At 73.9% G+C, this 11,295-nt stretch carries 15 protein-coding genes; 8 read left to right on the top strand and 7 right to left on the bottom strand.

The features are described 5' to 3' along the window. The first annotated feature begins 62 nt into the window (after window positions 1-62). The 7 genes from R2E43_RS29255 to R2E43_RS29225 all read left to right on the top strand — a co-directional run bounded on the left by R2E43_RS29255 (window position 63) and on the right by R2E43_RS29225 (window position 6,669). Window positions 63-626: a hypothetical protein gene (locus R2E43_RS29255; RefSeq protein ID WP_332056707.1), complete on the top strand. Its 564-nt coding sequence runs from the start codon at window positions 63-65 to the stop codon at window positions 624-626. 50 nt (window positions 627-676) lie between these two features. Further along, entirely contained in the window at window positions 677-1,684 is a 1,008-nt protein-coding gene (locus R2E43_RS29250; RefSeq protein ID WP_030872972.1) for a CopD family protein, read from the top strand. A gap of 151 nt (window positions 1,685-1,835) precedes the next feature. Then, a complete protein-coding gene (locus R2E43_RS29245) occupies window positions 1,836-2,822 on the top strand; it encodes a DEDDh family exonuclease (protein WP_011027997.1) in 987 nt (328 codons plus the stop codon). A gap of 63 nt (window positions 2,823-2,885) precedes the next feature. Beyond that, window positions 2,886-3,119, top strand: coding sequence for a hypothetical protein (locus tag R2E43_RS29240; RefSeq protein WP_003976994.1), 234 nt, complete (start codon window positions 2,886-2,888; stop codon window positions 3,117-3,119). A gap of 144 nt (window positions 3,120-3,263) precedes the next feature. Next, entirely contained in the window at window positions 3,264-4,055 is a 792-nt protein-coding gene (locus tag R2E43_RS29235; protein WP_030872966.1) for an SURF1 family cytochrome oxidase biogenesis protein, read from the top strand. A gap of 65 nt (window positions 4,056-4,120) precedes the next feature. Further along, window positions 4,121-5,908: a glycoside hydrolase family 15 protein gene (locus tag R2E43_RS29230; protein ID WP_011027999.1), complete on the top strand. Its 1,788-nt coding sequence runs from the start codon at window positions 4,121-4,123 to the stop codon at window positions 5,906-5,908. Between the two features lie 5 nt (window positions 5,909-5,913). Next, the gene (locus R2E43_RS29225) at window positions 5,914-6,669 is read left to right on the top strand and encodes an SDR family oxidoreductase (RefSeq protein ID WP_003976991.1); all 756 of its coding nucleotides are present in this window, start codon (window positions 5,914-5,916) and stop codon (window positions 6,667-6,669) included. Between the two features lie 34 nt (window positions 6,670-6,703). On the opposite strand, the gene amaP is transcribed toward R2E43_RS29225, so the two are convergent. From amaP to R2E43_RS29200, 5 genes are all read right to left on the bottom strand, one after another. Next, complete coding sequence (amaP, locus tag R2E43_RS29220) at window positions 6,704-7,291, bottom strand: alkaline shock response membrane anchor protein AmaP (RefSeq protein ID WP_332056706.1); 588 nt, start codon at window positions 7,289-7,291, stop codon at window positions 6,704-6,706. Further along, window positions 7,288-7,968, bottom strand: a complete 681-nt coding sequence (locus R2E43_RS29215; RefSeq protein ID WP_030872962.1) for a DUF6286 domain-containing protein — start codon at window positions 7,966-7,968, stop codon at window positions 7,288-7,290. Before R2E43_RS29215 ends, amaP begins: the two co-directional genes overlap by 4 nt. After that, complete coding sequence (locus tag R2E43_RS29210; RefSeq protein WP_003976988.1) at window positions 7,965-8,348, bottom strand: hypothetical protein; 384 nt, start codon at window positions 8,346-8,348, stop codon at window positions 7,965-7,967. Before R2E43_RS29210 ends, R2E43_RS29215 begins: the two co-directional genes overlap by 4 nt. Further along, window positions 8,345-8,530 (bottom strand): hypothetical protein, encoded by a 186-nt coding sequence (locus R2E43_RS29205; RefSeq protein ID WP_003976987.1) that lies wholly within the window; start codon window positions 8,528-8,530, stop codon window positions 8,345-8,347. The genes R2E43_RS29210 and R2E43_RS29205 overlap by 4 nt, the downstream gene beginning before the upstream one ends. A gap of 62 nt (window positions 8,531-8,592) precedes the next feature. Further along, window positions 8,593-9,075, bottom strand: a complete 483-nt coding sequence (locus tag R2E43_RS29200) for an Asp23/Gls24 family envelope stress response protein (protein WP_003976986.1) — start codon at window positions 9,073-9,075, stop codon at window positions 8,593-8,595. 87 nt (window positions 9,076-9,162) lie between these two features. Between R2E43_RS29200 and R2E43_RS29195 the strand changes: the two genes are divergently transcribed. Then, window positions 9,163-9,951: a hypothetical protein gene (locus tag R2E43_RS29195; RefSeq protein WP_011028002.1), complete on the top strand. Its 789-nt coding sequence runs from the start codon at window positions 9,163-9,165 to the stop codon at window positions 9,949-9,951. Between the two features lie 20 nt (window positions 9,952-9,971). Here R2E43_RS29195 and R2E43_RS29190 read toward each other — a convergent pair whose 3' ends face one another. Continuing rightward, window positions 9,972-10,775, bottom strand: a complete 804-nt coding sequence (locus R2E43_RS29190) for an enoyl-CoA hydratase/isomerase family protein (protein ID WP_011028003.1) — start codon at window positions 10,773-10,775, stop codon at window positions 9,972-9,974. A gap of 157 nt (window positions 10,776-10,932) precedes the next feature. Next, on the bottom strand, window positions 10,933-11,154 hold the full coding sequence (locus R2E43_RS29185) for a helix-turn-helix domain-containing protein (RefSeq protein WP_003976983.1): 222 nt from the start codon (window positions 11,152-11,154) through the stop codon (window positions 10,933-10,935). Between the last annotated feature and the right edge of the window lie 141 nt (window positions 11,155-11,295).

Below are 11,295 nucleotides of genomic sequence, written 5' to 3'. Positions count from 1 at the left end.
GGGCGGCGGTCCGGTTCCCGTCCGGTCCGCCGCCCCCGTCGTCGTACGACAGTATCTTCGCCATGGACACTTACGAGGATCCCACCACCTGGGGGCCCGAACCGGTGCGCCCCCGCTGGTCGCTGGCCCTGAAGTTCGTCGCGACCCTCCTGTTCTTCCCGCTGCTGTGCGCGTTCTGGCTGGCAGTGGCGGCGGTGCTCTTCGTGGTGGGTCTGTTCGCCGACGGGATCGCCGCGGTCAGTGAGGGCTTCGGGCGCGGCTACATGAGGTTCGTGGACGACGTCCTCGGTGGCACAGCCCGGCTGGGCTCCTGGTGTGTGACGTGGCCCGAGCTGCGGCACGAGGGCGACACCGCCCACTACCGGGCGCGGGTCGACAAGGTCGTCGGCAACTGGACCGAGCGGGCCTCCGCCCCGCGCGAGCCGAAGAAGGCGCGGCCGCCCGTGGAGTGCGAGATACCCCGGCGCGTCTACCGCGGCGTCGGCGGACGGTACGTCGCCGAAGTCGCCCTCGCCCAGGGGTGGGAGCTGCGCCCCACGGACGTGCGCAAGGAGGTGCGGCTGTGGTGGTCGGCCGCTTCCCACCCGCAGGACGCGTCCGTGGCCGACACGGCACGGGAGGCGTGAGCGCGGCGGCGGAACTTGCCCGGATCTGGTGACTTGGTGAAGATCCTGGGGTGACCCCGATACGCCCCCCGTCCCGGACCACCGACACCGGACGCCACTCACGGCCCTCCGGCACCGGCCGGACGGTCGTCGTACTCGTGCTGGTGGCCCTGGGCGCGCTGATACCCGTGCTCGGCCCCTCCCCCGCGCTGCACGGCACCGGGGAGGCCGAGGCGCCCGGCACCGGTGGCATCGCCCTGCTGCGCGCGGTGCTCTTCGCCGCGCTGAGCGTTCCGCTCGGCGAGCTCTTCGCGAACCGGCTGGCCCGGTCGCTGCCCGGCGCTCCCCCGGACCGGCCCCGCAGCTGGTCGCCGTACGCGGCTGCCGTCGGTCTCGCAGCCGCGCTGGGGCTGGCCTCGGTGGTGGCCACGGGCAACCTGGTGCCGGACTCCGTCGCCGACATCGACGTCGGCGGTCTCTACACGTCCCGTGACGGCAGGCTCGCACTGCTGGAGGTCAACGGATTCCTCGCGGCCGGGCTGTGCGCGACCTCGCGGCGGCCCGGACTCCAGGTGTGGCCGCTGGCCGCGGTGATCGTCGCGGACGCGCTCCGCGCGCATCCCACGACCGAGTACAGCCCGCTGCTCGGCTCCGGGCTGACCCTCGTCCATCTGACGTGCGCCTCCCTGTGGGTGGGCGGTCTGCTGTACGTGCTGCGGACCCTGCGGCACTGGGGGGCGACGGAGGCGGGGCCGGCCCTGCTGGGGCTCTACGCGCGCGTGGCGGCCGTTCTGCTGGCGGCCCTGACGGCCACCGGGGTGTGCAGTTCGCTGCGCCGGATGCCGGCGGGCACGATCCTGGACCAGCTGACGGACACCGCCTACGGGCGGGTCCTGCTGGCCAAGGTGCTCCTCGTGGCCGCCGTCGCCGCCCTCGCGCTGTGGGCCCGGATCCGGCTGAGCCGCGCGGCCGACCCGCTGACCGCCTGCTCCCCCGCGCGCGCGGAGGTCGTCGCGCTGGGCGTGGTGGTGGCGGTGTCGGGGCTCCTGACGGCCCTTCCGGTGCCGATCCGTTGGTGAGTCCGTTGGTGAGGGCATCATGAGGCCATTGGTGAGGGCGTCGGCGAGGGCGCCGACGGGGTGTCGCAACACTCCCCGGACGCCCGGGCGTTGACGGCACCGGGCACCTGCGGGACCGGAGTGTCGGTCCGGGCCCGTATCCTCATTGACCATGCTCGAAGACCGCACGACCGCAGCGCCGTCCGCCACGGCGTGGCCGGCCGCGTATCCCCAGGGTTACGCGGTCGTCGACGTGGAGACCACCGGCCTGGCCCGCGACGACCGCATCATCTCGGCGGCCGTCTACCGGCTGGACGCCCGCGGCGAGGTCGAGGACCACTGGTACACCCTGGTCAATCCGCAGCGCGATCCGGGCCCGGTGTGGATACACGGTCTGACCAGCGACGTGCTCCGGGACGCACCGCTCTTCCCGGACGTCGCCGAGGAGTTCGCGGCCCGGCTCGACGGGCGGGTCCTCGTCGCGCACAACGCGGTCTTCGACTGGCAGATGATCGCCCGTGAGTACGCGCGCGCGGAGCGCGAGGCACCGGTGCGTCAACGCCTGTGCACCATCGCGCTGTCCAAGGCGCTGGACCTGCCGCTGCCCAACCACAAGCTGGAGTCGCTGGCCGCGCACTTCGGCGTCGTGCAGCAGCGGGCGCACCACGCGCTGGACGACGCCCGGGTGCTGGCGGAGGCGTTCCGGCCGAGTCTGCTCGCCGCGGCGGCCGGGGACGTGCGGCTGCCGCTGCACGAGTGCCGGCCGCTGACCGAGTGGTCGGACCGGCCCGCGCCCCGGATCGGGCAGCAGGCGGGCTACGGGAGCTACCGGCCGACCAGTTGGCGCCCCTCCCGTAAAAGGCCCGCATGCCCCCATCCCAACCCGGGCCGGTACGAAGAGGGCAAACGGCTCAAGCAGGGCATGCGGGTCGCCTTCTCGGGTGACACCTCCGTCGAGCGCGACCTGCTGGAGGACCGCGCCGTCGAGGCGGGACTGCACGTCGCGACCAGTCTGTCCCGGCTGACCAGCCTGCTGGTCACCAACGATCCGGACTCGGGCACCTCCAAGGTGGTCAAGGCCCGCCAGTTCGGGACTCCGGTGGTGGACGAGGCGGCCTTCGGACAACTGCTCGCGGACGTCGAGCCTGCGGACGGGTGATTCCGGGCGACTCGCCCGGCGGCCGCTGGCCCGCGTTCGCGGCGACGGCCCACCCTGTGGCGCATGGCGACATGTGAAGTCTGCGGCAACAACTACGGCATGACCTTCGAGGTCCACGCCCAGGGAGCGGTGCACGTCTTCGACTGCTTCTCCTGCGCGATCCACCGGATGGCCCCCATCTGCGAGCACTGCCGGGTGCAGATCATCGGCCAGGGCGTCGAGGTCGACGGCCACTGGTTCTGCGGCGCCCACTGCGCCCGCGCGGAGGGGAGGGCGGGGATCGTCGACAAGGTCTGAGCACTTCGCGTGGCAGCCGGGCGAAGCGGTCGTTGAACCCACGCCGCGGCACGGATGCCGGCCGTGCTCCCCGCCGACGCGGGGCTGTGGCCCTCGCGGGGACCTCCTCGCGAGGGCCGATCCGGGCCAAGGTACCGTCGATGCGTGTACCGCTTCCTGTTGTCCCGCCAGTGGGTGATCCTCACGCTGCTCGCCGTGCTGCTCATCCCCACGATGATCAAGCTGGGCTTCTGGCAGATGCACCGCTACGAGGAGCGCACCGCCCGGAACGACCTGGTCGCGCACGCGCTCGAGGCGCCACCGGTGCCCGTGGAGTCGCTGACCGCACCCGGCGAGAAGATCACCACGCGCGAGCGGTACCGCACCGTCACCGCGAAGGGCCGCTTCGACACGGACCGCGAGGTCGTGGTCCGCCGCCGCACCGACGGCGACGACAACATCGGCTACCACGTACTGACCCCGTTCGTGCTGAACGACGGCAAGGTCCTGCTGGTCAACCGGGGCTGGATCCCCGCGGACGGCCCGAGCCAGACCGCGTTCCCGAAGGTCCCCGCACCGCCCCGGGGCGAACTGACCCTCACCGGCCGGCTGATGCCCGACGAGACGACCGAGGCGAGCGGCATCAAGGACCTCGAAGGTCTCCCGGACCGGCAGATCATGCTCATCAACAGCGAGCAGCAGGCCGAGCGCCTGGACGCCCGGGTGCTCGGCGGGTACGTGGTCCTGAAGACTCCCGAGCCCAAGAACGACACCCCGGAGCCCATCGGCGGGCCCGGCAACGAGAACGCCGCGCTGAACTTCGCCTACGCCATCCAGTGGTGGCTGTTCGCCGCGGCCGTTCCGGTCGGCTGGTGGTTCCTGGTCCGCCGGGAGAAGCGCGACCGGGAGGCCGCCGAGGACGTGGAGCCCGCGGAGGCGGAACCCGTGACGGTGTAGCCGGGCGGCGGGAGCGCGCGGGGCGGATCCGATTGCTCCGGCCGAGGCCGGGAAGAGGTCAACCCGTGCACCCCCACATCGAGGACTACGCGCTCATCGGCGACCAGCAGACGGCGGCCCTGGTCTCCGCAGACGGCTCCGTGGACTGGCTCTGCCTGCCCCGCTTCGACTCGGCCGCCTGCTTCGCCAAGCTGCTCGGCGACGAGGACAACGGCCACTGGCGCATCGCCCCCGAGGGCGCCGAACGCTGCACACGGCGTGCCTACCGGCGGGACACCCTGGTCCTGGACACCGAGTGGGAGACCGAGGACGGTGCGGTCCGCGTCACCGACCTGATGCCCCAGCGCGACCGGGCCCCCGATCTCGTCCGCATCGTGGAGGGCCTGAGCGGCGAGGTCACCGTGCGCAGCGTGCTCCGGCTGCGCTTCGACCACGGCTCGATCGTGCCGTGGGTGCGCCGGTCCGACGGGCACCGGGTGGCTGTCGCCGGACCCGACTCGGCGTGGCTGCGCAGCGAGCCCGAGGTGCACAGCTGGGGCCAGGACTTCGGGACGCACGCCGAGTTCACCGTCGCCGCGGGCGAGAAGGTCGCGTTCGTGCTGACCTGGCACCCCTCGCACGAGCCCCGGCCGCCGCTGATCGACCCGTACATGTCGCTGGAGCACAGCGTGGAGGACTGGCGCGAGTGGGCGGCACGCTGCCGCTACGACGGCCCGCACCGCGACGCCGTGGTCCGCTCCCTGATCACGCTGAAGGCACTCACGTACCAGCCCACCGGGGGCATCGTGGCCGCCCCCACCACCTCGCTGCCCGAGGAGCCGGGCGGTGTGCGCAACTGGGACTACCGCTTCTGCTGGCTGCGCGACTCCACGCTCACCCTGGGCGCCCTGCTGTCGGCGGGCTACCTGGAGGAGGCGGAGGCCTGGCGCGACTGGCTGCTGCGCGCGGTCGCGGGCAACCCGGCGGACCTGCAGATCATGTACGGCGTCGCGGGCGAGCGGCGGCTGCCCGAGTACGAGCTGCCGTGGCTGTCCGGCTTCGCCGGTTCCGCGCCCGTGCGCATCGGCAACGACGCGGTGAACCAGCTCCAGCTGGACGTGTACGGCGAGGTCATGGACTCCCTGTCGCTGGCCCGGCTGGCCGGGATGCGCCCCCGGCCGCAGATGTGGGAGTTGCAGTGCGCCCTGATGGAGTTCCTGGCCACGGCGTGGCGGGAGCCGGACGAGGGGCTGTGGGAGGTGCGGGGCGGGCGCCGGCAGTTCGTGCACTCGAAGGTGATGACGTGGGTGGCCCTGGACCGGGCGGTGCGCACGCTGGAGGACCGTCCCGAGCTGGGCGGCGGTGACCTCGACGGCTGGCGGGCGCTGCGCGACGAGGTGCACCGCGAGGTGTGCGAGAAGGGCTACGACCCGGTGCGCAACACCTTCACCCAGTACTACGGCTCGCGGGAGCTGGACGCCTCGGTGCTGCTCATCCCGCGCGTGGGCTTCCTGCCGCCGGACGACCCGCGGGTGGTCGGCACGGTCGACGCGATCGGCGCGGAGCTGGCCCGGGACGGCCTGGTGCGGCGCTACAGCACCGAGGGCGATCCCGTGGACGGCCTGCCGGGCGGCGAGGGGACGTTCCTAGTGTGCTCGTTCTGGTACGCGGACGCGCTGCACGCGACCGGCCGGACGAAGGAGGCCCGGGAGCTGTTCGAGCGGCTGGTGGGGCTCGCCAACGACGTGGGGCTGCTGGCCGAGGAGTACGACCCGGTGGCCGGACACCAGCTCGGCAACTTCCCGCAGGCCTTCAGCCACGTCGGCCTGGTGAACACGGCCCTCGCCCTGTTCGGGGGCGAGGAGGCAGGATAGGGGTCATGGATCTTGGACTGAAGGACCGGGTGTACGTCGTCACGGGTGCCACCCGGGGCCTGGGCAACGCCGCCGCGCGCGAGCTGGTCGCCGACGGGGCGAAGGTGGTCGTCACGGGGCGGGACGAGAAGAGCGTCGCTCAGGCGGCCGCGGCACTGGGACCGGACGCGGTCGGCGTCGCCGCGGACAACGCCGACCCGGAGGCCGCCGGGCGGCTGATCGCCACCGCCCGTGAGCGCTTCGGCCGTTTCGACGGCGTACTGATCAGCGTGGGCGGGCCGCCGCCCGGGTTCGTCGCCGACACCACGGACGAGCAGTGGCAGTCGGCGTTCGAGTCGGTGTTCCTCGGCGCGGTGCGGCTGGCCCGGGCGGCGGCGGCCGAGCTGGCGGACGGCGGGGTGATCGGGTTCGTGCTGTCGGGCTCGGTGCACGAGCCGATCCCGGGCCTGACCATCTCCAACGGTCTGCGCCCCGGGCTCGCGGGTTTCGCCAAGTCCCTCGCCGACGAGCTGGGCCCGCGCGGCATCCGCGTCGTCGGCCTGCTGCCGGGGCGCGTCGACACCGACCGGGTGCGCGAGCTGGACGGGCTGTCGGCCGACCCGGAGGCGACCAGGGCGGCCGCCGAGTCCCGCATCCCGCTGCGCCGCTACGGCGCCCCGGAGGAGTTCGGCCGCGCGTCGGCGTTCCTGCTCTCCCCCGCGGCGTCGTACATCACGGGCGTGATGCTGCCGGTGGACGGCGGCGTGCGGCACGGGTTCTGAGGAGCCGGCCGGGCGGTGCCGGGGGGCCGCTCCCTCAGTTGACCCGTTCGGCCCCGTGCTTGACGCCACGGAGCTGGACCTCCGCCGGGAGGGAGGCGAGGTTCGCCGAGTCACGGGCGTGGGACAGGGCCCGGGTGGTGAGGTCGTGCAGGGCCGTGCCGGGGTCCACGTGGGGAGCCAGGAGCAGCCGGACGCGGGCCGCCGGGGCGTCGCGGCGGCCGGTGAGCCGGACGCCGGCCCGTTCGACGCCGTCCACGCGGTCCGCCTCACCGGCGACGACGTCCTCCAGTGCCCTGCCGCGCAGCGTGGCGCCCTCGCCGTCCCCGGTGTCGACGAGGACCTCGGTGAGCCTGCGGCGGCGTACCACCGCGACCAGCCACCACAGGGCGAGCAGCAGCAGGACCGCGAGCCCGGCGATGACGACCGGCCACCACCAGCCGGCCTCCCGCCACCGGGTCCGTTCGGCGTTGCTCAGCAGCACGTCGTGCGGCCCCTGGTGGACCCACCAGGAGGGTGCCGGGGCGTCGCAGCCCACGGCCAGCACCGCACCGCCGAGGGCCAGCAGGACCAGACCCGCCAGTGCCGTCAGTACCCGGTTCACCGTCCTGAGCACCGCGCTCACCCCTTCCGTCCGGGGCGCGCAACCCGCAGCGACACGGCGGGCGGCCGGGCCAGACCGAGGCCGCGCACCGCGTCGTCGAGCACACCGTCCAGGTCGGCCCGTACGTCGTCCAGTTCCCGGAAGTGCGACAGCGCCCGTACCCGGGCCCGGCGGCGGCGCATCCGCACCCGCGCCGACTGCACCCCGGAGACCTCCATGGCCCGGTCGCGCAGCACCGTGGCGGCGGCGTCCCGGTGCAGCCCGGCGCGTACGTCCGGATGCGTGCGCCGCATCGGCAGCACCCGGCGCAGTCCGGGGGTGAGGGCCAGCACGAGCAGCCAGAGCCCGAGGGCCGCCGCGACGCCCGCGCCGACCAGCACCCAGGTGTCGTCGACGGGCCGTTCGGCGAGCTGCCGGGCCAGGTCGCGGCGCCAGCCGAGCGCGGACCGGCCGGCGCGCACGGCGGCGACGTCGTAGAGGAAGGCCCCGGCGAGGAGCAGGAGCAGCAGCGCGACGAGGCCGGCGGGGACTCGGCGCACGGACCAGAAACGGCCCGCACGTCCGCTCCCGGACGCGTCCGGGGGCCCGGGCTCGTGCTGGTCCGGCGACGGTGCCGCACCCGGATGGGTGCCGCGTTCCACGACGGGCAGGCGCTGGGTGCTGCCCTCTCCCGTCCCGGAGCCCTGCGGCTCGCTCATCGCGTCCTCCCGTGCCTCGCGCCGTACTGCGCCGCCAGGTGCAGCCGCTCCACCCGGACGGCGACCTCCGGCACCGCCATGCCCACCAACGCACGTACCCGCTGGACGACTTGGTGACGCACCTGGCCGCAGCGGGCGCCGATGTCGCAGGGGTAGTCGAGTTCGAGGTGGACCCGGACGTGTGCGGTGTCGTGGTGGACGTCGACGGTCGCGTACGGCCGTGCGGCGTCCGGGTGGAGCGGGCCGAGCGCCTCGCGCGCCGCCCGGGCCGCGACCTTGGCGACGACCCGGTCGGCGATCCGCGTGGCGCCGCGCTCCCCCGGTGCCACGCGGGCCAGGGGTTCGAGGAGCTCACCGGCCCCATCGCTCACGCCGGTCACCGCCGCCGGTCGTCGCGGGTACGGAAGAAGTCACCGAGTTCCATGTCCCCCTCCAGGAAGCGGCCGACGACGAACCCGACGGCCCCCAGGGCCGCCACCAGCAGGAAGGCGCCGAACCCGCCGAAGTATCCGGCGAAGCCCAGTGCCATGCCGGCGATCATGCCGACCACGGCCATGCTCATGGTGCGCTCCCCTCATTCACCGATTCACTCACCGTTCAGTCAGCGTTCCGTCAGCGTCCGTGTCACCTGATCCGGGGTTCCGGTTCCTCGTCCTCCTCGTCGGGCAGCTTCACGTCGCTCACCGCGATGTTGACCTCGACGACCTCCAGACCGGTCATCCGCTCCACCGCCGCCACCACGTTCTCCCGCACGTCCCGGGCCACGTCCGCGATCGACACGCCGTATTCGACGACGATCTCCAGATCGAGGGCGGTCTGCTTCTCGCCGACCTCGGCCTTCACCCCGCGCGTCACCCCGGACTTGGTCCCGCCGGGCACCCGGTCGCGCACGGCGCCGAAGGTGCGCGACATCCCGCTGCCCATCGCATGCACACCGGAGACGTCGCGTGCCGCCATTCCGGTGATCTTCTCGACGACGCCGTCGGCGATCGTGGTGCGTCCCCGGGTGCCGGGGTCTCCGCCGCCGCGCCGAATCGTCTGGCCCTTGGCCGTACCGGAGGTCTCGATCGTGTCCTGCCCGCTCCGGTTGCTCTCCATGTCGCTCATCGCCGTACGTCCCTTTCGGTCGTAGTCCTGTGCCCACGTTAGGCGGGGTTGCGGTGACTCGCGCCACGGATGCGGCAGGCTGGGGCAATGACTACGGCGGACCGGTGGACTCGGGCGGTGCGGGAGCAGTTGGGTCTCGGCAGGCTGCTGCCGCTGGGCGGCCCGGGGGACGGCGCGTGGATCGCCGAGCGGGCGGCCCGGGAGGTGCTGCTGGCGGCGGCCCGGGGGGTGGCGGGGGTGCGTCCGGGTGACCTGCGGGTCGGGCTCGCGGACCCGGACGACGTGCGCGAGCCCGCCGTACCGCTTCCGCCGGGTGCGCTGCCGCCCGGTCCGCTGCGGGTGACGGCCGACTTCGCGGTGGTCGTGGGGCCGACGACGGCGGTCGCGGAGCCCCTGCCGGCGACGGCCGCGCGCCTGCGGGCCGCGCTGGCGGAGGCGGCGGCCGCGCGGCTCGGCCTCACGGCGGCGGACGTGGACCTGCGGGTGACCGGCCTGCTCGACGAAACGCCGGAGGCGGGTCCGGAGGCCGGGCCCGGGCCGGGGCCCGTCGACGCGGCCGACACCGACACCGACACCGGCGACGGCGGAAGCGACGACGGAAGCGAAGCGAGCGGGGACGAGGGGCGCGTCGCCCGGGCCGCGCTGACGGTGCCGGGCGTGGCGCGGCTGACGGGCGTACTGGGCCGTCCGGTGCACCTGACCGAGCCGCCGCCCCGGGAGGGTGCCCTGCCGCGCCGCCACGTCCGGGTGGAGCTGGCGGTGCGGGCGGACCACCGGGCCGTCGAGGTGGCCCGGCGGGTCCGCGCGGCGGTGTCCGAGGCGGTGGCGGACCGCCCGACGGTGGCGGTGGTGGTGACCCGGACGGACGTCGGCTGAGCAGCCGCGCCTCGGCGTCCCTACTCCCCGAGCCCCGCCAGGTCACGCAGCCGGCGTCCCTGCGCGGCCCGTTCGGCGGTGCGCTGGGCCTCGTAGTCCCGCGTCTGGGCGCCCTGGAGCAGCGCCTTGGTCTCGACGACCGCGTCGCGCGGTGCGGCCAGGATCGCGGACACCAGGTCGTGCACGGCGGGGTCGAGCTGGTCCGCGGGCACGGCGAGGTTGGCCAGGCCGGTGCTCACGGCCTCCTCGGCCGCGACGAAGCGCCCGGTGGCGCAGATCTCCAGCGCGCGGGCGTACCCGACCAGGGACACCAGGGGATGCGTGCCCGTCAGGTCCGGCACCAGCCCCAGGCTGGTCTCGCGCATGGCGAACTGCACGTCGTCCGCGACGACCCGCAGGTCGCAGGCGAGGGCCAGCTGGAAGCCCGCCCCGATGGCGTGCCCCTGCACGGCGGCGACCGACACCAGGTCGCTGCGCCGCCACCAGGTGAACGCCTCCTGGTACTCGGCGATGGTCGCGTCCAGCTCGGCGTCGGCGCCCCGTGCGAGGTCGATGAACGACGGTTCGCCGTCGAAGCCCTCGGGCGTGAACGCCTGCCGGTCGAGCCCGGCCGAGAAGGACTTGCCCTCGGCCCGCAGCACCACGGCGCGGACGGAGCCCGGCAGCCGCCGGCCGGCCTCGGCGAGCGCCCGCCACAGAGCGGGGCTCTGCGCGTTGCGCTTGGCCGGGTTGGTCAGCGTCACCGTGGCGATCGCGTCGTCGACGGTGAGCCGCACGCCGTCCTGGTCGAGTGCGGGACCGGGGTCGTGGGCGGGCGAAGCCATGGGGCGCCTCCGAAAGGTGCGGTCGTCGTCCCCGCCGCGCGCCGGACGGTGCGCCGTGCGACGGCAGGGCTAAGTGACTGCACAGTAACCACCCGGACGGTCGGACGACCGACCGGGTGGCCACCGTCACTTTCGGAGCCGGGGGCCGCCCGGGACGTCAGGCCGAAGTGGCCTTCTTGCCCCGGGTAGCCCCGCCACGCCCTCGGAGCGTGACGCCCGACTCGCTGAGCATGCGGTGCACAAAGCCATACGAGCGGCCGGTTTCCTCGGCCAACGCCCGGATGCTTGCACCGGCGTCGTACTTCTTCTTCAGGTCTGCCGCGAGCTTGTCGCGCGCGGCGCCGGTAACCCGGCTGCCCTTCTTCAGAGTCTCGGCCACCCGTGCCTCCTCATGGGAAGTGCGCTCTGGTTCTCCTCATGATCACCCCTCCAGGCGCTCATGGCCACCCATTCGGCAAGGCTGATGAGACAAGGTTGTGACGACAGGAGCGCGTCCCCACATACGGAACCCCTGATTCCA

Origin of the sequence: Streptomyces violaceoruber, assembly GCF_033406955.1 — a bacterium.
Lineage (GTDB): Bacteria > Actinomycetota > Actinomycetes > Streptomycetales > Streptomycetaceae > Streptomyces > Streptomyces violaceoruber.
Note: the sequence above shows the minus strand (reverse complement) of the source record. Positions and strands in the feature narration are given on the sequence as shown.